Genomic DNA, 19,868 nt, shown 5'->3' with positions numbered 1-19,868 from the left:
CGCCTGGTTTTGCTTGCAACTTATCCACAGGCATGAGTCTTCGAGGAGTCCGCGTCAAGCGCCTAATTTTGCGCCGCTTATGGTTAACGCCGTGTAAAGAGCGCGGAACGAAGCAGGACCGGCACAAGATGTTGAGTCCGCTCCACCCCCGGGGACTCGATATGCAGCGGTGTGGCGCGCAGGACTCACCCGCAGGCAATCATCGGCGAAAAATTGCGATCAGATCAGCGGCAACTGCGATACCGGCGCAAAGCTGCGGCGGTGGAGCGGAGTCGGGCCGTGGAGGCGCAGCGCCTCGATATGCTCGGCGGTGCCGTAACCCTTGTTGCGCTCCCAGCCGTAGTGCGGGTGCTGGCTGGCTGCTTCCAGCATCATCCGGTCGCGCCATTCCTTGGCGATGATCGAGGCGGCGGAGATCGCCGGTTCGATCCCGTCCCCGCCGACAATCGCGCGCGCCGGCCAGCACCAATCGGCGCAGCGTCCGGCGGGGGTCATGTTGCCATCGATCAGCACCTCGCCCACCGCCGCATCGAGCGCCGCAGTGAGGCTGGCGACCGCGCGGGTCATCCCCAGCATGGTCGCCTGGAAGATATTGAGCCGGTCGATCTCGTCGGCCTCCACCACCGCCAGGGCCCAGCAACAGGTCTCACGGATCGCCAGATCGAGCACAGCGCGGCGTTTGGCGGAAAGGCGCTTGGAATCGTCGAGCCCCGCAGGTATCGCGCCCCCCAGCACCACCGCCGCAGCCACCACCGGCCCGGCGAGCGGCCCGCGGCCCGCCTCGTCGACCCCGATGACGAGCGGTTCGCTCGCAACCATGAAACCCGGAGTGACCCCTAGCATGATCCGTTCTGCCCGTTTGATTGCTGCTCTTTCTCTCCCCGCCATGATGGTGGCAAGCTGCGCGAACGCCGAAACGGGGGAAACCGCAGCCGCGGTTGCCGCCGATGCAGCGCCCTTCGAAGTGACCGATGTCGCGGGCTTCGAGGAACCCTGGGCGATGGCCTTCGCGCCCGGGACGTCGGTGCTGTTCGTGACCGAAAAGGCGGGCGCGGTGAAGTTCATCGATACCGCCACCGGCACCACCGGCACGGTGACCGGAGTTCCGACGGTCGCCTATGGCGGTCAGGGCGGCCTGGGGGACATCGCCTTCCTGCCCTCGGAAGCATCCGATCTTCTCTATCGCCGCACGATCTACTTGAGCTGGGCGGAAGCCGGCGAAGGCGATCTGCGCGGCGCGGTGGTCGGCAAGGGCACGCTCGTGTGCGAGGAGCCCAACGCCTGCACCATCGACGATCTCGCGGTGATCTGGCGCCAGACCCCAAAGGTTTCCGGGCGCGGGCACTATTCACATCGCCTCAGCATCTCGCCCGATGGCAAATATCTCTATGTCGCCAGCGGCGAGCGGCAGAAGATGCAGCCGGCGCAGGATACAGGCACCACGCTCGGCAAGATCGTGCGCCTCAACCTCGACGGCACGCCTGCTGCGGGTAATCCGATGGCAGACAAGGGCGGCATCACAGCGGAAATCTGGTCGATGGGCCACCGCAACATCCTCGGGATGGACTGGGACGCCAAGGGCCGGCTGTGGGAAGTCGAGCATGGCCCGGCGGGCGGGGACGAGCTCAACCTCGTCAAGGCAGGCGCGAACTACGGCTGGCCGCTGCGGTCGAACGGCGATCACTACAATGGAGATCCGATCCCCGATCACGAGGCCAGCGACGGCTTTGCCCAGCCTGCAACGAGCTGGACCCCGGTGATCGCGCCCGGCGATATGCTGTTCTACACCGGCCCGATGTTCAAAGGCTGGCGGGGTCACGCGCTGATCGCCGGGCTTGGCGCGCAGGCGCTGGTCGATGTTGCGATCGATGGTGGAACCGCCCGCGAAGTCACACGCTACACCTTCGACAAGCGGCTGCGCTCGCTCGCCGAGGGACCGGACGGCGCGCTGTGGGTGGCTGAAGACGGCAAGGGCGCGCGGCTGCTGAAGCTCACCGCGAAATGACCGACGCGGCGACCGCCACCATCATCCCGCTCGAGGCGGTCGATCCCGCGATGATCGAGGAAGTGCTCGATCGCGCCTTCGGGCCGGATCGTCACGCGCGCACTGCCTACCGGATCCGCGAAGGGATGGACTGGCTGCCCGGCCTCAGCCTCGCCGCGCTCGATGCGGACGAGATGCTGGTCGGCACGATCCAGTGCTGGCCGATTGCCTTGCAGACCAAGGACGGGCCGGTGCCGCTGGTAATGGTCGGGCCGGTCGCCGTGGTGCCCGAACGGCAGGGTGAAGGCTTCGGCATCGGGTTGATGAGCGCGATGATAGCCGAGGACGCGCGGCTTGCTGCAGGCGGGGGTCTCGCGCTTCCGCAGGTGCTGATTGGGGATGCGGAGTACTACGGACGCTGGGGCTTTTCCGCAGCGATGACAGGCGGCTGGCGCTGCCCCGGCCCCTATGAACAGCATCGCCTGCTGGCCCGTGGCCACGGCCTTGCCGCCATGCCGGCGGAAGGCATGCTGGGGCCTTGGCAAGGTTAAATAAGGTAACCCCTTCACCTCGCCCGCCGCATCTGCCATCCCCGCAGCAATGCCTTACGAACCGCCGCCCTACCTTGCCGAACTGACGCTCGCGGAGATCGCCGAGCTGGTGGCGCAGCGCAAACTGCCGCCGGTCGAAGGCTGGGCGCCGCAGCGTAGCGGCGACAGCATGATGCGCATCGCGGCGGATGGCACCTGGTATCACGAAGGCGAACCGATCCGGCGCGAGGCGATGGTGCGGGCCTTTGCCGGGCTGCTCAAGCGTGACGAGACAGGGCAGCACTGGCTGGTGACCCCGTTCGAACAGCTCACCATCGAAGTTGAAGACGCCGCCTTCATCGCGGTCGATTGCGTGCGCGCCGACGATGCTCTGGCGTTCCGGCTCAACACCGATGATCTGGTGATCGCGGGGCCTGATCACCCCCTGCGCGCGGCGGGCGATGCCGATAATCCGGCGCTCTATCTCCACGTGCGGCGCGGGTGCGAGGCGCGGCTCAACCGCTCGACCTGGACGCAGCTCGCCGAGATCGCGCTCGCCGAGGGGGCCGAAGACAAGGGCTGGCAGATCGCCAGCAAGGGGGCGCAGTTCGCGCTGCTGCCATGACGTCTGCCCCGAGCCTTTACGAACCGCTCGCCCGCGCCTTTGCCGAAGGCCACCGCGAAGCCGTGCCCGATCTGATGAGCGACGCGCACTTCGCGATCGAAGGCCGCGCCACGCCGGCAGCGGTGCTGATCGCGATCACCGATGTGCCGCGCGATCCGCAGGTGATCCTCACCCAGCGCCCGCGCGCGATGCGCGATCATCCCGGGCAGGTCGCCTTTCCCGGCGGCAAGATCGATCCCGGCGAAGATGCAATCACCGCCGCGCTGCGTGAAGCCGAGGAGGAGCTCGCCCTGCCGCGCGATGCGGTGCGGGTGATCGGCACCAGCGATGTCTATCACACCGGCACCGGTTTTCTGGTGACACCGGTGGTCGGCGTGGTCCCGCCGGGCCTCGCCCTCACCCCCAGCCCAACCGAAGTCGAAGCGTGGTTCGAAGCCCCGCTGGCGATGCTGCTCGACCGGACAAGCTGGACCGTCAACGAGGTGTTCTGGCGCGGCGCGAACCGGCGCTATCTCGAGCTCGAATGGCAGGGGTTCCGCATCTGGGGCGTGACTGCGGCGATCATAGCCAACCTGTCGCGCAGGATCGCGCTGGAGGGCTTGCGCGATGCTGCGTGACCTCGCTGAGGCCGATTGGCCGCACCGCGCGGGCCTCAAGGCGCTGACCGCTGCGCTGGGGGCCGAGAACATCCGCTGGGTCGGCGGGGCAGTGCGCGACGGGCTGCTGGGCGTGCCGGTCAACGATGTCGATTGCGCCACGCTGCTGATGCCGGCCGAGGTCATCGCTCGCTGCGGCAAGGCGGGGATCCGCACCGTGCCGACCGGGATCGAGCACGGCACTGTCACCGCGATCCTCAAGGATGGCCCGGTCGAAGTCACCACGCTGCGGCGCGATGTCGCCACCGACGGACGGCGGGCCACGATCGCCTTTGCGAGCGACTGGCCGGAGGATGCCGCGCGGCGCGATTTCACCATCAACGCGCTCTATGCCCATCCCGAAACGCTGGAGATTGCCGACTGGTTCGGGGGGCTCGACGATCTGCGCGCGGGCCGAGTGCGCTTCATCGGTGATGCCCGCCAGCGGATTGCCGAGGATCACCTCAGGATCCTGCGCTACTATCGCTTCCAGACCCGCTTCGGTGCGGCGCTGGACGATGTTGCGGAGGATGCCTGCGCCGAACTCGCGCACACCCTCAAGGGCCTCAGCCGGGAACGCATCGCGGCCGAATTGCTGGCGCTGCTCGCCCTGCCCGATCCGCACCCTACGATTGCGCGGATGCGCGCACGCGGCGTGCTCGGGGTGATCCTGCCCGAAGCCTGCGCGCCGCAAGTGGCACTGCTGGAGCAACTGATCGCGGCGGAACGCACACAGGGCATCGCATCTGATCCGGTGCGCCGCCTCGCCGCGCTGCTGCCGCCCTCGCCCGATGTGGCCGAAACGGTCGCCGCGCGCCTGCGGCTCTCCAAAGTGCAGCGCGGACGGCTGGTATCGGCGGCCGAGCGCAGCGCCGAAGATACGGCCGATCCGCACAGCCTTGCCTACCGCCTCACCACCCCGCTTGCCATCGACCGCCTGCTGCTGCTTGGCGGCGATGCGCGCAGACTGGCGGACTGGACCGTTCCGGTCTTCCCCTTGAAGGGCGGCGCAATCGTCGCCCGAGGAGTCACCGCAGGGCCGGATGTGGCGCGCCTGCTCCAGACCATCGAGGCGCGCTGGGTCGCCGAAGGCTTCCCCGATGCCGACCGCGTCAACCAGATGCTCGCCGAGGAACTAGGAACCAGCGCCTTCCGCTTCGATTAGTCGAAACGGTTGTCCTTCGGGAAGCCCTGCGGCGGCATTCGGCCGGCGGCGCCGCGGGCGACCTTCCACATGCGGATTTCAGTCTCGGTGCGGGTGCGTTCGCCGGAGCCGCCCATCTGCCAGCTGAGGCCGTCCGCCAGCACGAAGGTCGTCGCATCGGACATGCCGCCGTCGCGGTAGCGTTGCAGCTGCACCCCCTGGCCACGCGCCATGATCGGCAGTTCTTCCAGGTTGAAGACCACCAGCTTGCGGTTGTCGCCGACGCAGGCAACGTGATCGTGCCCCTCGGCAATCGGGCGGATCACGCGCAGCACCGCGCCGTCTTTCAGGTTCACCACCTGCCGGCCTTTGCGGGTTTCGGCGAGCAGTTCGTCCATGGTGGCGACGAAGCCCTTGCCGTGGCTGGATGCGAGCAGCAGCTTGCCGCCGGGCTTGTGCACCATCAACGCCGCGACCGATGCCTCGCTTTCGAGATCGATCATCGTGCGGAGCGGCTCGCCGAACCCGCGCGCTCCGGGCAGCTTGTCGCAGCCGAGCGTGTAGAACCGTCCGTCGGAGGCAGCGAGCAGCAGCTTGTCGGTGGTCTGTGCGTGGAGGATGAAGGCGAGGGCATCACCCTCCTTGTACTTGAATTCCTGATCGAGCGGCACGTGTCCGCTCGCCGCCCTGATCCAGCCCTTCTGGCTGAGGATCACAGTGACGGGCGCCTTTTCGATCATCGCATCCATGCTGAATTCGACCACCGGCGCGGCCTCGGCAATCAGCGTGCGGCGACGGCCCAGCGGGGTGTCCTCCGCATAGTCCTTGCGCAGATTGCGCAGATCGCGCTTCAGCCGCGTGCGCTGCTTGGCCGGGCTTTCGAGCAGGGCGTTGAGATCGGCCTCTTCGGCCAGCAGCTCGTCCTGCTCCTTGCGCAGCTGCATCTCCTCCAGCTTGCGCAATGACCGCAGCCGCATGTTGAGGATCGCCTCGGCCTGCCGGTCGGTCAGCTCGAACTCGGCCATCATCACCGGCTTGGGTTCATCCTCTGTGCGGATGATCTCGATCACCCGGTCGAGGTTGAGGAAGGCGATGATGTAACCGCGCACCAGCTCCAGCCGCCTCTCGATCTGGTCGAGCCGGTGGCGGGCGCGGCGCTGGAGGATGTCGATCTGGGCGACCGTCCAGCTTTCCAGCAGCTCCTTCAGCCCCATCACCATCGGGGTGCGCCCGAAACCGGGGCGCGCATCAAGCACGTTGAGGTTGAGGCTGAAGCGGGTTTCGAGATCCGTCAGCTTGAACAGGCTCTCTTTCAGCAGCTCCGGATCGACATTGCGGCTCTTGGGCACGAGCACGATGCGGATCGCTTCGTCGCTTTCGTCGCGCACGTCCTCGAGGATCGGCAGCTTGCGGTCGGCGATCAGCTGCGCGATCTGTTCGATCAGCTTGGACTTGGGCACCTGATAGGGGATTTCCGAGATGACGAGTTGCCACTGACCGCCGCCCAGCCGCTCGATTCCCGCTTCGATATCAGCGGTATCCTTGACCTCGGGCGCGTGGAAGCGGCCGCGCAGGCGGAACGATCCGCGCCCGGTGCGATAGGCTTCCGAAATCGCCGCCGCGCTGTCCACCACCTGCCCGCCGGTCGCAAAGTCCGGCCCCTTGAACAGCGTCATCAACTGTTCGTGCTCGACATGGGGATTGTCGATCAACTCCAGCGTCGCATCGATGATTTCCGCGACATTGTGGCTGGGGATGGAGGTCGCCATGCCCACCGCAATCCCGCTCGACCCGTTGGCGAGCAGGTTGGGGAACAGGCCGGGGAAGATCTCGGGTTCGATCTCCTCGCCGTTGTAGGTGGGAATGAAATCGACCGTGCCTTCATCAAGCCCGGACATCAGTTCCAGCGCGGTCTTGGTCAGCCGTGCTTCGGTGTAGCGGTAGGCCGCGGCGTTATCGCCATCGACGTTCCCGAAGTTGCCCTGCCCCTCAACCAACGGATAACGCAGAGAAAAATCCTGCGCGAGACGCACCATCGCGTCATAGACCGAGGCATCGCCGTGGGGGTGATACTTGCCGATCACGTCGCCCACGACGCGGGCTGATTTCTTGAAGGCGCTCGACGGATCGAGCTTCAGCTGCCGCATCGCCCACAGCAGGCGGCGGTGCACGGGCTTCAGCCCGTCGCGCAGATCGGGCAGCGAACGGGCGGTGATGGTCGAGAGCGCATAGACGAGATAGCGCTCGGACAGCGCGGCATCGAAGGGTGCATCGACGATGGCATCGAAGCCGTCATCGGGCTCCTGGGTGGTATCGGAAACGGACATGCGCCCCATCTAGCAACCTGCGCCCGCGCGAGGGAGAGGCGTTTCCACAGGCTTGAGCGGGGTTACATCCGGCGCAGGTCGTTGCTTTCCTTCGGCACGCTGACGGTCAGCCCGTCCAGCTCCGCCGTCAGCTCGATCTGGCACGACAGGCGCGAGGTGCGGCGCGCGCCGGCGGCGAAATCGAGCATGTCTTCCTCTTCCTCGGACGCGTGCGGCAGGCGGTCGAACCATTCTGCGGCGACGATCACGTGGCAGGTCGAACAGGCCATCTGTCCTTCGCAGGTGCCTTCGAGCGGAAGCCCCGCAGCTTGGCCGACGCGCAGCAGATTGTCGCCGGGTTTTGCTTTCGTTTCAATGGCTTTTCCGTGCGGATCGAGGAAGGTGATGGTGATGCTCACAAGCCCTGCTCCTTCGCGGCCGCATTGATCGTCGCGGCGGCGGTCTCGATGTCCTGCGCGCTCGTATAGCGCCCAAATCCCAGACGGATAGAGGACTTCGCCTGAGCGTCAGTCAGACCGATGGCACGCAGCACATGGCTCGGGCGGCCCGATCCGCTGGCGCAGGCAGAACCAGCCGAAAACATGATGTTACGGCAATCGGACATGAGGCGCGCAACGTCGAGGCCGTCCTTGCGGATGTTGAGGTTGCCCTTCCAGCGGTGTTCGGCACTGCCGTTGAGTTCCCACCCGGCAAAGGCATCGCGGGCCAAGTTCCATAAATGTTCCACGTGGAACATTTGTGCCTCGCGGTCCCCGGCGGCGAGCCTGGCGGCGGCCCCGAAACCGGCGCAAAGGGCGGGCGAGAGGGTGCCTGAGCGCAAGCTGGCCTCCTGTCCGCCGCCGTGAACCAGCGGTGCGGGCAGCGGCGCGTCAGGGCCGATCCACAAGGCCCCGATCCCCTTCGGGCCGTGGATCTTGTGGGCCGAAGCGGCGACATAATCGGGGCCTAGGGGGGGTCTAGAGGGGGTCAAAGCGAGCCTGGAATAGGCCTGGACGGCATCCACCAGCACCCGCGCGCCCGCTGCATGGGCTATCGCAATCGCCTCGGCGAGCGGATGCATCACCCCGATCTCGTTGTTGACCGCCATGATCGCGACCAGCCCGGTTGCGGGAGTAATCGCGGCCCTGAGCGCCTCCAGATCGGCGCGGCCATCGGGGAGGACAGGGAGCACGGTGAAGCGCCGCCCCTGTGCCTCGACCGCGCGCTGGCAATCGAGCACCGCGGCGTGCTCGGTGGCGAAGGTGATAACATCGCCCGAGGTGCCGAGCAGCACCATGTTGAGCGCCTCGGTCGCGCCGCTGGTGAAGATGGTCTTGCCCCCGGACGGCATCAGCGCAGCGACATTCTCGCGCGCGACCTCGATAGCGGCGGCGGCCATGCGGCCCATGCGGTGCGGGGAATGAGGGTTGCCGAAAGTGTCGCTGTCCGGCCCGCCCAGCCAGCGCAGCATTGCCTCGCGCGCCTCGGGCGCGAGCGGAGTGGTGGCCTGATAGTCGAGGTAGATCATGGGTTTAGAGCCAAGTTTCCTACACTCGTCATGCTGAACTTGTTTCAGCATCCATCCTTCGGGTTCGAGCCTCTGCTCCATGCGGAAGAATGGACCCTGAAACAAGTTCAGGGTGACGAAAGTGGTTCAAGAAAGCGACGCCCACGCATCTGCAAACCGCTCCAGCTCCTCGGGCGTGGTCGACCACCCGAGGCTCACCCGGATCGTTCGCGCGGCGACATCATCCGGCACCCCGAAGGCATCGAGCACCCGGCTTTTCTTGAGGGTGCCCGACGAACACGCACTCCCCGCCGAGACGGCAAAGCCCATGGCGTCGAGGCGGATCAGCAGGGCTTGGGCGCTCATGGTGGCGTGGGCCACGGCGAAAATATGCGAGCATTGAGAGCCCGGCGAAATCACCTGCCCATAACGGAAAAGGGCTTTCCTGAAGGCAAGGTGCTCTTCAACCGTGGTTGCCCAGCTATCCAGTCCTCCGGCCTCCAGTGCCGCCGCCATACCGAGCGCAGCAGGCAGGTTCTCGGTGCCTTGTCGATAGCCACGCTCATGCCCGCCGACCGGTTCGAGCAGTGCAAATTCGCGCACCAGCAACGCGCCGATTCCGATCGGGCCGCCGAACTTGTGCGCCGAGATTACCAGCATGTCGGCATCCGGCAGTTTCGTCTTGCCCGTGCTTTGCGAACAATCGACGAGCATCTGCCCGCCGCGCTCCCGGACGGCTTCGAGCAGGGTGTTGCGCACATAAGGCAGCAGGATTGTTCCGGCTTCCGAATTGATGTGCTGGACCGCCACCAACGCCCCCGCGCAATCGGGCAGGCGATCTAGGTCGATCTCGCCATCGACCACCGGCACCACCGCCGCATCCGGAGCGGCGCGGAACACCGCGTCGTGCTCCACCGCGCTAACGATCTTTCGCTCGACCTTCGCGCGGTTGAGCGCAATCCACAGCGCCTCGCTCGCGCCGGAGGTGAAGATTACCTCCCCGCTCCACCCCAGCGCGCGCTTCACCCGCTCGCGCGCATCTTCCAGCGCGGCCTTCGCCTTGCGGCCTTCCGCATGGGGACTGGACGGGTTCGCCCAGATGGCAAAGCCCTCTTCCATCGCCGCCTTAGCTTCGGGGCGCAGGGGCGAGGTGGCGGCGTGGTCGAGATAGATCCGCTGCGGAATGGCGGGATTCCTCACAATAATTGCGATTTTCGCGAGTGTCCCTATATAGGCCGCGCAATTCCGGCGCCACCCGGCGCGGCACACCGTGTTTCATAAGGTCCAGCGATGCCCTCAGTCATCTTCCCCGGCCCCGAAGGCCGTCTCGAAGGCCGTTTCTCCCCGCCCCCGCGCCCGCGCGCACCGGTGGCGATGATCCTGCATCCGCACCCCGAAGGCGGCGGCACGATGAACGACCGGATCGTGCAGCGGCTCTACAAGACGTTTGCCGACCGCGGCTTTGCCACGCTGCGCTTCAACTTCCGCGGCGTGGGGCGCTCGCAAGGGTCGTTCGACAGCGGGATCGGCGAACTGTCCGACGCGGCGAGCGCGCTCGACTGGGTGCAGTCGATCCATCCCGAAGCGCAGAGCACCTGGATCGCGGGTTACAGCTTCGGTGCCCTTATCGGCATGCAGCTGCTGATGCGCCGCCCCGAAGTGCGCGGCTTCATCTCGGTCGCGCCGCCGGCGAACATGTATGATTTCAGCTTCCTCGCGCCCTGCCCTGCCAGCGGCATCTTCGTGCAGGGTGCAGCGGATACGGTGGTGCAGCCCAATGCGGTGCAGAAGCTGGTCGACAAGCTGCGCACCCAGAAGCACATCACCATCCACCACGAGGAAATCCCGCGCGCCAACCACTTCTTCGAGAACGAACTCGAAGAGCTGATGGCCTCGGTCGACAACTACCTCGACTTCCGGCTGAGCCCGGACTGCCCGATCAAGTGATGTTTCCTCCGCCCCGGACTCGATCCGGGGCCCCGCTTTCCGAGTCGAGGAGAAGCGTAGCGGGATCCCGGTTCAAGCCCGGGACGGGGAATGGTGGGTATGGCAATTTCTTTGGACCGGCAGAGGCCCGTGACTGCGACTTTGGCCGAAGTTCCTTGTTTTTCTAGCCTTTCTCTACCAATCCAGTTGCAAAAATTACAGTATTGAAAAGCAACGCGAAAGTTCTTCGCGCCTAACAAAAGTCATAGTACTCTCATCATCGAGCGGGGCCGGAGTGCCAAGCTTGTGACAAGGTGCTCCGGCCGCCGCTCCCACGAAGATGGAGAGAGGAGCCCCTATGACCTACGCATCTGCCAATCGTCGCCCCAATCCCGCAGCCATGATCGGCGCGCTCGGCATCCCCGGTGCCTTCGGCGTTCTGCTGGTGGCCGGTCTTGCGGTGACAGTGGTGACAGTGCCCAAAGCACCGAACCCGAAAGCCACCCCGATCGCCCAGATCCCACTGCCCCCGCCGCCTCCGGCCGATCCCAAGCCGCGCGACAAGGTGACCCAGAAAGACACCACCATCACCAACACCAAGCGCATCGATATGCTGCCGGTCGATCTCGGCAAGACCGATACGGTCATCACCCTGCCCCTCGGCGGCGATCTGACCGGACCGCTGACCGGGCCGATCGATCTCGGCATCCCCGGGCCAACGCCAAGCGCATCGCCCTTCACCCCCGTCGGCGCGGTGCCGCGCGGCAATCCGGGCAAGTGGGTGACCGATGCCGATTACCGCACCCGCTGGATCAACGAAGGCCTCTCGGGCAGCGCGCGCTTCACGCTCGCGATCGACGCGCGCGGCGGCGTGACGAACTGCTCGGTCACCCGTTCGACCGGCCATGCCGTGCTCGATGCCGCGACCTGCCAGCTGGTGACCCGCCGCGCGCGGTTCGATCCGGCGCGCGACAGCACCGGAAAGCCGGTCGCGGGCAGCTATAACGGCAGCATCAACTGGAAGATCCCCGAGTAAGGGCGGCGCCGGGGGAGGTCTTCAGCCTTCCCCGGCGGCTTTGACCTGCTCGATCGGTGCGGTGCCATCGGCGGTCGGCACGGTCCAGATCAGCACGTTCACCACCGCGATCACCGCCAGCAGCACCATCAGCGCGGGGTTCTTGATCTCGCCCGTGCGGCACCACAGCACGACAGCCCCGGCGACCAGCGCAAGCGCGGCGAGCATCACGATCGAAAGCACGATATCGGTCATGGCGCGCGCTGTAGCGGGAAAGGCCGCACTCCTGCAATTGACTTGAACAACCCGCCTCGTCACACCTTGCGGCCATGAGAGAGAGCACCTTCAACTTCACCCGCCGCCAGACGCTTGCCGGGCTTGGCGGCGTATCCACCCTCGCACTGCTGCCTGCCTGTGCGGCTAAGACCGGCGCACCCGGCACCGCCGCGCCGATCAGGTCGCTCGCGCCCGATGCCGCGCTCGATGCGATTGCTTACCGGATGCTGGCGCACGAGCCGGGCCGGGCGACGGGGCTTGGGGTCGATACCGGTGAATATGCCGCGTGGCGCTCCACCTTCGGCACGCCGGGCGAAGCCGGGCGGAGCGAATACGCCGCGACACTCAAGGACCTCGTCAAGGAAGCGCGCGCCTATCCCAAGGCGGGCCTGACCGACGATCAGGAAATCGGGTTCGAAGTGGTCGAGACCGCCTTTGCCAAGGCGCTCGAAGGCATGGCGATGCCCTATGGCGATGTCGCGGTCGGCAGCTGGCGCAACGCGCCCTATGTCGTGATCCAGAATGTCGGCGGCTATATCGATATGCCGCGCTTCTTCGGCTCGACCCAGCCGCTCACCGGTTCCGGCGACCTCGCGCCCTATATCGACCGCCTGACCGAAGTGCCCGCGATCCTCGATGGCGAGCTTGACCGCATCCGCGCCGCGCACGGCATGGGCGTGGTGCCGCCCGCCTTCCTGCTCGACAAGGCGATCGCGCAGATGGAAACCAGCATCAAGGGCGCGAAGGAAAGCTATGTCGAACCGCTCACCGCCTCGCGCATTGCCGGAGCGGACGGCGCGGCGGGGCAGGCCGAACGGATCGTGGCGAGCGGCATTGTCCCCGCGCTCGAACGCCAGCTTGCCGAGCTGAAGTCGCAGCGCGCCGTGGCCAAGGACAGCGCGGGCATGTGGGCGCAGCCGATGGGTGAGGAATACTACGCCTGGGCCGTCAGCGCATCGACCACCACCGCGATGACGCCCGACGAAATCCACCGCCAGGGCCTTGCCGAGCTCGAAGACATTCACGGCCGGATGGACCCGATCCTCAAGGAAATCGGCTACACCAAGGGCAGCGTTGGCGAACGGATGCGCGCGCTGGCCGAAGACCCGCGCTACCAGTTTGCCGAGGGCGATCCGGGGCGCGCGGAAATCTTCGCCTTCATCAATGATCGCCTCGCGTGGATCCGCTCGCAGATGCCGCGTGCGTTCAACACGCTGGTCAATCCCAATATGGAAGTGCGCCGCCTGCCGCTCGCCGAAGAGCCGGGCGCGCCAGGTGCCTATGGGGGCGCTGGCAGCAAGGACGGGTCGATCCCCGGCCGGTTCTGGATCAACCTTCGCACCACCGATCTGCACCGCAAGTATGATCTGGCCGACCTCACGTTCCACGAGAGCATTCCCGGCCACGTGTGGGAGGGCGAGTTTTCCAACCGCCTGCCGCTGATCCGCTCGATCCTCGCCTTCAATGCCTTTAGCGAAGGCTGGGCGCTCTATGCCGAACAGCTCGCGGATGAACTTGGCGCCTATGACGATTTCAAGGTCGGGCGGCTGGGCTATCTGCAAAGCCTCGCCTTCCGCGCCTGCCGGTTGGTGGTCGACACTGGGCTGCACTCCAAGCGCTGGACGCGCGAACAGGGCCGCCAGTTTTTCGTCGAGCGCAACGGATCGAAGGTGGAAGAGGTCGCCTCGGAGGTCGATCGCTATTGCAGCTGGCCGGGTCAGGCCTGCGGCTACAAGATCGGCCACAGCGAAATCGTGCGCCAGCGCACCCGCGCGCAGAAGGAACTCGGCAGCGCTTACGACTTCAAGGCGTTCAACACCGCCGTGGTGCTGGGCGGCAACGCGCCGCTCTCGGTCGTGGCGAACACGGTCAGCCGCTACATCGCGGGCGCGAAGGGGTAAGCCGGAACGCGTCACACGCCCCATTGGCATTCCCCACCCCTGACCCCATCTTGCAACCTTCCGCAGGCAGGAGGCAGGCATGGAAACGCTGGGACAAGACCTTGAAACCATGCGCCGGGTGCCGCTGGCGCCTGCCCATGTCGATGCCATCTGCCAAATCGGCGGCGAGAAGACCTATCCCGCGGGAAGCATCGTGCTCGACATCGGCGAGCGGCACGACAGCTTCGTCTACATCCTCGAAGGCGAGATCGAGGTGGTCGATCCGATCACGGGCGAACGGATGCTCCCGTCCACCCTCGGCCCCACGCAGTTCATGGGCGAGATCGGCTTCCTCAATCGCAGCACCAACATCATGCGGATGCGCGCGGCGGTCGACACGCGCGTGATCGAAGCCCCGCGTGAGGCCATGCTGGAACTGATGAGCCGGGTTCCCGAACTCAGCGACCACATCATCACGGTGTTTGCGGCCCGGCGGCGGCGGCAGTTCGAAGCGCGCAACGCGTCCATCAAGGTCATCGGCGCGGATCGCGATGCCAATGTGCAGGCTATCGAGCAGTTCCTGTCGCGCAACCGGATCCCCTTCCAGAGCTACGACATGAATGCGACCGATCGCGATACCTCGCAGCTTTGCGATCTCACCGGACACGAGCCATCGGTGATCCTCGGTGCGGCGAACCGGCTGGCCGACCCCACTCCGCGCAAGGTCGCGCAATATCTCGGGCTCGATCTCGGCATCTGTGCCCAGCGCACCTATGATCTGGTGATCGTCGGCGGCGGGCCTGCGGGCGTGGCGGCGGCGGTCTATGCTGGCAGCGAGGGGATCGAGGCACTGGTGGTCGAGGATACCGCCGTGGGCGGGCAGGCCGGCACCTCCAGCCGGATCGAGAATTACATGGGCTTCCCGACGGGGATCAGCGGCACCGATCTGACCTTTCGCGGACAGGTGCAGGCGATGAAGTTCGGCACCCGCTTCATCATGCCGCGCCGGGTCGAAGGCCTGTCGCGCCGCGAGGATGGCACCTATTGCGTGGTGCTCGACGATGATGACGAAATCTGCGCCCGCGCGGTGCTGGTGGCGACCGGCGTGCAATATCGCCGCCTGCCGCTCGACCGGCTGGACGCGCTCGAAGGCGCCGGCATCTTCTATTCGGCGACCGAAATGGAAGCGCGCTTCTGTTCGAAGACCGAGGCGGTGGTGATCGGCGGCGGCAATTCGGCCGGACAGGCGGCGATGTTCCTCAGCCGCGCGGCGGCGCACGTGCATCTGGTTGTGCGTTCGGGCAGCTTGGCTGAATCGATGTCGAGCTATCTGATGCAGCGGCTCGAAGCCGATCCGCGCGTCACCATCCACTACCACTCGCAAGTGACCGCGCTGCACGGCGAAAGCTGGCTTGAAGGCATCACGCTCAAGAGTTCCGGCAGGACCGGCGACAGCGCGCGGCGCATCGATGCCCGCGCGCTGTTCATCATGATCGGGGCTGCGCCCAATACCGGCTGGCTTTCCGGCCTCGCCGCGACCGATGCCAAGGGCTTCGTGCTCACCGGCGCTGCGGCGGGGCAAACGGATGATTACGCCACCACCGCCGAGGGTATCTTCGCCGTCGGCGACGTGCGCGCCGGATCGATCAAGCGCGTGGCAAGCGCCGTGGGCGAAGGATCGGTCGTGGTCAGCCGCATCTGGCAATATCTCGAGGATACGCGCCCGGCCACGACCTGATTTTGCGCGCACAAGCCTCTTGCCAAGAATAGAAAAATATCTATGATGGCTGAATTCGCATTGCAGTCGCAGGCACGGCGAAGGGGGCTCAAAACGTGAAATCCGTGTTTTATCGCATCGCCGTTGCGATCTTCGCGCTGCTGGGGGCGCAGCCCGCCTTCGCCGAATGGCAAAAGGCCGAAAGCGATCGCTTCGTCATCTATTCAGACTCAGACGCGGAAGACCTCGCCGATTTTGCACGTATGCTTGAGCGCTATCATGTGGCGATGGAGCTGGAGAGCGGGCGGCGCATTCCCGTGCCGAGCCCGTCGAACCGGCTGACGGTCTATCTAGTCGGCAGCGTCGAGGAGCTGCGCGTGCTCTACGGCGCGCCCAATTCGTCGATCGGTGGGTTCTACATCCCGAATGCCAACGGCTCGGTCGCTTTCGTGCCCAATGTCCGCATTCGTTCGTTCGATGGCAGCCGAGGTGAGACAGGCACCAGGCGACGCCGCGGCACGGGCGACACGCTGTCCCGCGAACTCGACACACTCCTGCACGAATATGCCCACCACTTCCTGATCGGCACTTCGCGCCACGCGATGCCGCGCTGGCTGAGCGAAGGGGCGGCGGAGTACTTTTCCTCGGCCCGGTTCAATCCGGACGGGTCGGTCGATCTGGGTCTGCCGAACAATGATCGTGCCTGGGAAATCAGTCAGGCCGCACAGGTATCGCTCGAAGAACTGCTCGATTACGAAACCTACCGCAAAAACCGCGGGTCGCGCTATGATGCCTATTACGGGCGGAGCTGGCTGCTGTTCCATTATCTGCGCTTCAACCCGGCGCGAGCGGGCCAGCTTACAGGTTATTGGCAGGCCGTCGCCAACGGGGTCGACAGCCTCAGCGCTGCTCGACAGATTTTCGGCGATCTCGATGCGCTTGAAGCCGAGCTCAAGGCCTATGGTCGCCAGCGCAGCATGTCGGGGATGCGGTTTGCTGCTGACAGGATCCGCATCGGCAAGGTGAGCGTCGCCCAGCTCAGTCCGGGCCATGCGGCGATGATGCCGGTAATCATGCGCTCGAATCGGGGAGTCAACAAGGAACAGGCTGCCGAGGTTGTGACTGAAGCACGGCGCATTGCCACGCGCTTTTCCGGCGACAGCGCCGTATTGTCCGCGCTGGCGGAGGCCGAATATGATGCGGGCAATGATGATGCGGCCATCGCTGCCGCCAATGCCGCCATCGCCGCCGATCCGAAAGCGATCGATGCCTATGTGCAGAAAGGCTATGCGCTTTTCCGCAAGGCCGGCACGGCCGAAGACAAGAGCGCGGCCTATCTCGCGGCAATGCAGCCGTTCGAAGCGCTCAACGCGATCGAAGCCGATCACACCCAACCGCTGATCTACTATTTCCGGAGTTTCGCCAATCGCGGCGTCTCGCCGCCCGACGGGGCACGCCAGGCGCTGGAGCGGGCCAGCGAACTGGCCCCGTTTGATCAGCAGCTATCGATCGAGGTGGCGCTGCTGAAGGTTTCGGAAGGCGAACACAGCCTTGCGCGCTTCATGCTCGCTCCGGTCGCGGCCGACCCGCACGGCGGCAAGCGCGCGGCAGCCGCACGCACCCTTATCGAAAGGCTCAGCACGGTGCCGGACGGTCGGGCAATCGACCTGTCCGGCGTTGTTTTCGGTTCCGACGGTGATACCGGAAACACTGATGGAGATGGTGAAGGCGAGGGGGACGGTTCCTGAAAGGTACCGACCTTCGCCCCGCCCCGTTCAGCTCTTGCCGAACAGCCCCTTGGCCATGCCCATCAGATCATCGAGCGGATTGCCGTCGCCATCCTTGTCGATCATCGAGGCGAAGTGGGTGAGCGAGCCTTCGCCGCCGATCGCGCCGACGATCTTGTTGAGGATGTCGGGTGAAAGGCCCGTCTTTTCCGCGGCCAGCGTCACGGTATCGCCATCAAGCTGATGGGTGCGGCCAAGTGTTGCAATCGCCTGTTCGAGCATCGCGGGATCAAGCCCGACCTGCTTGGCGAGGTTCACCACATCATCGGGCGCGCCGCCGATGTTCTTCAGGATGCCGTCGAGAATGCTCATGTCGTCTCTCCTTTCGAGTCGGGACCGATAGGAGTGTGACGCGAAAGTGCGGCGTTTCAAAATAAAAGGCCCCGCTCCGGTCTTGCGCCGGGCGGGGCCCCTCTCCCAAACTTCAAACGATCAGGCGGCGACCGGAGCCGGTGCGGCCTGGCGCACGCCTTCATCGACGTGGGCTTCGAACTGCGCAAAGTTGTCGATGAACAGTTGAACCAGCTTCTTGGCGGTCGCGTCGTACTCGTCACCGTCAGCCCAGGTGCTGCGCGGATCGAGAATGGTCTGGTCGAGACCCGCTTCGGCAAGCGCGGGCACGAACACCGGCACTTCGAAGCCGAAGTTCGGGTCCTTGCGGAACTCGACCGCGTCCATCTTGCCATCGAGCACGGCATTAAGCAGCGCGCGGGTGGCCTTGATCGGCATGCGGTTGCCAGTGCCGTACTTGCCGCCGGTCCAGCCGGTGTTGACCAGCCAGCAATCCACCGAGCCCTTGGCGATGCGCTCCTTGAGGAGGTTGCCGTAAACGCTCGGGTGGCGCGGCATGAAGGCGGCGCCGAAGCAGGTCGAGAAGGTGGCTTCGGGCTCGGTCACGCCGATTTCGGTGCCGGCGACCTTGGCGGTGTAGCCGCTGAGGAAGTAGTACATCGCCTGATCCGCCGTCAGCCGCGCGATCGGGGGCAGCACACCGAAGGCATCGGCGGTAAGCATGATCACGTTCGAGGGCGCGGGGCCGAGGTTCTTCTCGCTCGTGTTCGGGATCGATTCGATCGGATAGGCGCCGCGAGTGTTCTCGGTCTTCGAAGCATCGGTGAAGTCGAGCTCGCGGGTTTCCTCGTCCATCGCCACGTTTTCGAGGATGGTGCCGAACATCTTGGTGGTGGCGTAGATCTCCGGCTCGCCCTCTGCCGAAAGGTTGATCATCTTGGCGTAGCAGCCGCCTTCAAAGTTGAAGACCGCGGTGTCCGACCAGCCATGTTCGTCATCGCCGATCAGGGTGCGACTGGCATCGGCCGACAGCGTGGTCTTGCCGGTGCCCGAGAGGCCGAAGAAAATCGCGCTCTTGCCGTCCTTGCCGATGTTCGCGCTGCAATGCATCGGCATCACGCCCTGCGCGGGAAGCAGGTAGTTCAGCAGGCCGAACACGCCCTTCTTCATCTCGCCCGAATATTCGGTGTTGCCGATCAGGATCAGCTTTTCGGTGAAGCTCACTGCGATCACCGTGTCGCTGCGGCAGCCGTGGCGTTCCGGGTTCGCCTTGAAGCTCGGCAGGTTGATGATGGTGTATTCGGGGACGAAGCTCGCCACCTCTTCAGCCGTGGGGCGCACCAGCAGGGTACGAATGAACAGGTTGTGCCACGCCATCTGGGTGATGACGCGCACGTTCACGCGGTATTCGGGCTGCGAGCCGCCGAACAGGTCGGCGACGTAGAGTTCTTCCTGCCCTTCGAGCTCCTTGAGGAAATCCGCCTTAAGCGCGGCGAAATGCGCCTCGCTCATCGGCTGGTTGATCGTGCCCCAGTTGATCGTGTTCTCGGTCTCCGCATCGCGGACAATGTACTTGTCCTTCACACTGCGGCCAGTGAACCTGCCTGTGTCGACCAGCAAAGCGCCATGCTTGGTCAGCTTGCCTTCGCCCTTCTTCAGCGCGTGTTCGACCAGCGCCGAGGTGCCGAGGTTGGCGTGGATTTTGGCTCCGGTCTTGAGGTTCTGGGCGGCCAGCGGGGTTGCAAGCGAGGTCAACATTCGTCTCCTGGGCGAGGCGGCAGAGTGGTGCGAGAACGCGTGGATCGATCCGGGAACGCCAGCGTCAGCGGACGAATCCATGCCTGTGTCCGTAGCATCCGCGCATACGTATGCAAAGACAGTCAGGCACGGCGCCTGTTCGCAGCCGATCCCATGTCCCGCGCCATAGTTTGACCCTGCGCGAGCGTCAAACCGCCTATCCCATAGCAATTCTGATGGGCGGCCAATCGCGGCTTTAGAGCCTGTCCTGTAGAGGTGGGGGCATTGGCACGGTGTCGATTTTGGCTCAGCGTAAGGAGCGAGGAGGGAGCGATGCTTGCCCATCGTGACCGACGAGCGACGTGGCGCTGGGCCAAAATCGGCCCGCCCCTTCGGGGTCGTGTCAAAAGGCCCGCTGGCTTCGTCGCGGCACTTGCAGGGGCAACCAGCCCCTGCTGCGCCCCACTCCTGTCCAGCGGGCCTTCTGACACGATGCGAATGTCCCCAC

General features: G+C 65.4%; 18 protein-coding genes. 10 read left to right on the top strand and 8 right to left on the bottom strand.

Annotation, left to right across the window (positions count from 1 at the left end):
* Positions 1 to 219 precede the first annotated feature (219 nt).
* Positions 220 to 843 (bottom strand): ribonuclease HII, encoded by a 624-nt coding sequence (locus BG023_RS06765; protein ID WP_069309784.1) that lies wholly within the window; start codon positions 841 to 843, stop codon positions 220 to 222.
* On the opposite strand from BG023_RS06765, the gene BG023_RS06760 reads away from it, so the two are divergent.
* Genes BG023_RS06760 through BG023_RS06740 form a run of 5 tightly spaced genes read left to right on the top strand, consistent with a single transcriptional unit; the run spans position 842 to position 4,939 of the window.
* A complete protein-coding gene (locus BG023_RS06760; RefSeq protein WP_069309783.1) occupies positions 842 to 2,005 on the top strand; it encodes a PQQ-dependent sugar dehydrogenase in 1,164 nt (387 codons plus the stop codon). The genes BG023_RS06765 and BG023_RS06760 overlap by 2 nt on opposite strands.
* The gene (locus BG023_RS06755; RefSeq protein ID WP_069309782.1) at positions 2,002 to 2,535 is read left to right on the top strand and encodes a GNAT family N-acetyltransferase; all 534 of its coding nucleotides are present in this window, start codon (positions 2,002 to 2,004) and stop codon (positions 2,533 to 2,535) included. The genes BG023_RS06760 and BG023_RS06755 overlap by 4 nt, the downstream gene beginning before the upstream one ends.
* A 49-nt stretch (positions 2,536 to 2,584) precedes the next feature.
* On the top strand, positions 2,585 to 3,139 hold the full coding sequence (locus tag BG023_RS06750) for a DUF1285 domain-containing protein (RefSeq protein ID WP_069309781.1): 555 nt from the start codon (positions 2,585 to 2,587) through the stop codon (positions 3,137 to 3,139).
* Positions 3,136 to 3,756 carry a CoA pyrophosphatase gene (locus BG023_RS06745; RefSeq protein WP_069309780.1) on the top strand — a complete coding sequence of 207 codons (621 nt, stop codon included), beginning with the start codon at positions 3,136 to 3,138 and terminating at the stop codon, positions 3,754 to 3,756. Before BG023_RS06750 ends, BG023_RS06745 begins: the two co-directional genes overlap by 4 nt.
* Entirely contained in the window at positions 3,746 to 4,939 is a 1,194-nt protein-coding gene (locus tag BG023_RS06740; RefSeq protein ID WP_069309779.1) for a CCA tRNA nucleotidyltransferase, read from the top strand. Before BG023_RS06745 ends, BG023_RS06740 begins: the two co-directional genes overlap by 11 nt.
* Here BG023_RS06740 and parC read toward each other — a convergent pair.
* The 4 genes from parC to BG023_RS06720 all read right to left on the bottom strand — a co-directional run bounded on the left by parC (position 4,936) and on the right by BG023_RS06720 (position 9,850).
* Positions 4,936 to 7,245, bottom strand: a complete 2,310-nt coding sequence (gene parC, locus BG023_RS06735; protein ID WP_069309778.1) for a DNA topoisomerase IV subunit A — start codon at positions 7,243 to 7,245, stop codon at positions 4,936 to 4,938. The genes BG023_RS06740 and parC overlap by 4 nt on opposite strands.
* 62 nt (positions 7,246 to 7,307) lie before the next feature.
* The gene (locus tag BG023_RS06730; protein ID WP_442956781.1) at positions 7,308 to 7,637 is read right to left on the bottom strand and encodes a 2Fe-2S iron-sulfur cluster-binding protein; all 330 of its coding nucleotides are present in this window, start codon (positions 7,635 to 7,637) and stop codon (positions 7,308 to 7,310) included.
* 2 nt (positions 7,638 to 7,639) lie between these two features.
* Positions 7,640 to 8,752, bottom strand: coding sequence for a cysteine desulfurase family protein (locus BG023_RS06725; protein ID WP_069309776.1), 1,113 nt, complete (start codon positions 8,750 to 8,752; stop codon positions 7,640 to 7,642).
* A 126-nt stretch (positions 8,753 to 8,878) separates the two neighbouring features.
* Positions 8,879 to 9,850, bottom strand: a complete 972-nt coding sequence (locus BG023_RS06720; protein WP_233993096.1) for an aminotransferase class V-fold PLP-dependent enzyme — start codon at positions 9,848 to 9,850, stop codon at positions 8,879 to 8,881.
* A gap of 171 nt (positions 9,851 to 10,021) precedes the next feature.
* On the opposite strand from BG023_RS06720, the gene BG023_RS06715 reads away from it, so the two are divergent.
* Both BG023_RS06715 and BG023_RS06710 read left to right on the top strand, forming a co-directional pair.
* Positions 10,022 to 10,678 carry an alpha/beta hydrolase gene (locus tag BG023_RS06715; protein WP_069309774.1) on the top strand — a complete coding sequence of 219 codons (657 nt, stop codon included), beginning with the start codon at positions 10,022 to 10,024 and terminating at the stop codon, positions 10,676 to 10,678.
* A 337-nt stretch (positions 10,679 to 11,015) separates the two neighbouring features.
* Positions 11,016 to 11,693, top strand: coding sequence for a TonB family protein (locus BG023_RS06710; RefSeq protein WP_069309773.1), 678 nt, complete (start codon positions 11,016 to 11,018; stop codon positions 11,691 to 11,693).
* Between the two features lie 21 nt (positions 11,694 to 11,714).
* On the opposite strand, the gene BG023_RS06705 is transcribed toward BG023_RS06710, so the two are convergent.
* Positions 11,715 to 11,927 (bottom strand): hypothetical protein, encoded by a 213-nt coding sequence (locus BG023_RS06705; RefSeq protein WP_069309772.1) that lies wholly within the window; start codon positions 11,925 to 11,927, stop codon positions 11,715 to 11,717.
* Positions 11,928 to 12,001: 74 nt separating this feature from the next.
* Here BG023_RS06705 and BG023_RS06700 point away from each other — a divergent pair, with 74 nt between their 5' ends.
* The 3 genes from BG023_RS06700 to BG023_RS06690 all read left to right on the top strand — a co-directional run bounded on the left by BG023_RS06700 (position 12,002) and on the right by BG023_RS06690 (position 17,293).
* Complete coding sequence (locus tag BG023_RS06700) at positions 12,002 to 13,849, top strand: DUF885 domain-containing protein (RefSeq protein ID WP_069309771.1); 1,848 nt, start codon at positions 12,002 to 12,004, stop codon at positions 13,847 to 13,849.
* Between the two features lie 79 nt (positions 13,850 to 13,928).
* Entirely contained in the window at positions 13,929 to 15,566 is a 1,638-nt protein-coding gene (locus tag BG023_RS06695; protein WP_069309770.1) for an FAD-dependent oxidoreductase, read from the top strand.
* 95 nt (positions 15,567 to 15,661) lie between these two features.
* On the top strand, positions 15,662 to 17,293 hold the full coding sequence (locus tag BG023_RS06690; RefSeq protein WP_069309769.1) for a DUF1570 domain-containing protein: 1,632 nt from the start codon (positions 15,662 to 15,664) through the stop codon (positions 17,291 to 17,293).
* Between the two features lie 27 nt (positions 17,294 to 17,320).
* Here BG023_RS06690 and BG023_RS06685 read toward each other — a convergent pair whose 3' ends face one another.
* Together BG023_RS06685 and BG023_RS06680 are read right to left on the bottom strand one after the other, a co-directional pair.
* Complete coding sequence (locus tag BG023_RS06685; RefSeq protein ID WP_069309768.1) at positions 17,321 to 17,644, bottom strand: hypothetical protein; 324 nt, start codon at positions 17,642 to 17,644, stop codon at positions 17,321 to 17,323.
* A gap of 120 nt (positions 17,645 to 17,764) precedes the next feature.
* Complete coding sequence (locus BG023_RS06680; protein ID WP_069309767.1) at positions 17,765 to 19,381, bottom strand: phosphoenolpyruvate carboxykinase; 1,617 nt, start codon at positions 19,379 to 19,381, stop codon at positions 17,765 to 17,767.
* Positions 19,382 to 19,868 lie beyond the last annotated feature (487 nt).

This window comes from Porphyrobacter sp. LM 6 (genome assembly GCF_001720465.1).
Taxonomy (GTDB): Bacteria; Pseudomonadota; Alphaproteobacteria; order Sphingomonadales; family Sphingomonadaceae; genus Erythrobacter.
Note: the sequence above shows the minus strand (reverse complement) of the source record. Positions and strands in the feature narration are given on the sequence as shown.